This is a genomic window from Streptomyces sp. AC627_RSS907 (assembly GCF_019049165.1).
On the sequence record NZ_JAGMUE010000618.1, the window covers coordinates 1 to 623 of the forward strand.

The window sequence follows — 623 nt, forward strand, 5'->3', positions numbered from 1 at the left end:
CCGCCAGCAGTACACGGCGATCAAGGTCACCGGCATCCCGACGGCCGCGAAGTAAGGGACTGAGGAGAGATGGCACACAAGAAGGGCGCATCGTCCACTCGGAACGGTCGCGACTCCAACGCTCAGCGGCTCGGCGTGAAGCGCTTCGGCGGTCAGGTCGTGAACGCCGGTGAGATCCTGGTCCGCCAGCGTGGCACCCACTTCCACCCGGGCTCCGGCGTCGGGCGCGGCGGTGACGACACCCTGTTCGCGCTGAACGCCGGCGCGGTGGAGTTCGGCACCTTCCGCGGCCGCAAGGTCGTGAACATCGTTCCGGTCGCCTGATCACCCTGATCACGGCGGACCGCGCGTAACGGTTCTTTCGCGGAGGCGGACCTCCCTTCTCGTACGGACTCCGACGGAGTCCCGATGCGGGAAGAGGGTCCGCCTTTCGCGTGTTGTCCCACCAGGCAGCACGCAGTAGACATCTTTGTATGCAGGTAACTGGAGGCACATCCCATGACCACCTTCGTGGACCGCGTCGAACTCCATGTCGCCGCGGGTAACGGAGGCCACGGCTGCGCCTCCGTGCATCGCGAGAAGTTCAAGCCGCTCGGCGGGCCCGACGGCGGCAACGGCGGACG

Annotated in this window: 2 protein-coding genes; both read left to right on the forward strand. The window is 66.9% G+C overall.

What is annotated here, in order from left to right; genetic code table 11:
* Positions 1–69: 69 nt before the first annotated feature.
* Entirely contained in the window at positions 70–324 is a 255-nt protein-coding gene (gene rpmA, locus KUM32_RS37430; RefSeq protein ID WP_176161586.1) for a 50S ribosomal protein L27, read from the forward strand.
* Positions 325–498: 174 nt separating this feature from the next.
* On the forward strand, positions 499–623 hold a 125-nt coding region (locus KUM32_RS37435), incomplete at its 3' end, for a hypothetical protein (protein WP_217146305.1).

What these genes read in the sequence shown, in the direction of transcription:
- rpmA (WP_176161586.1), top strand. Translation starts at nt 70, where the DNA reads ATGGCACACAAGAAGGGCGCATCGTCCACTCGGAACGGTCGCGACTCC.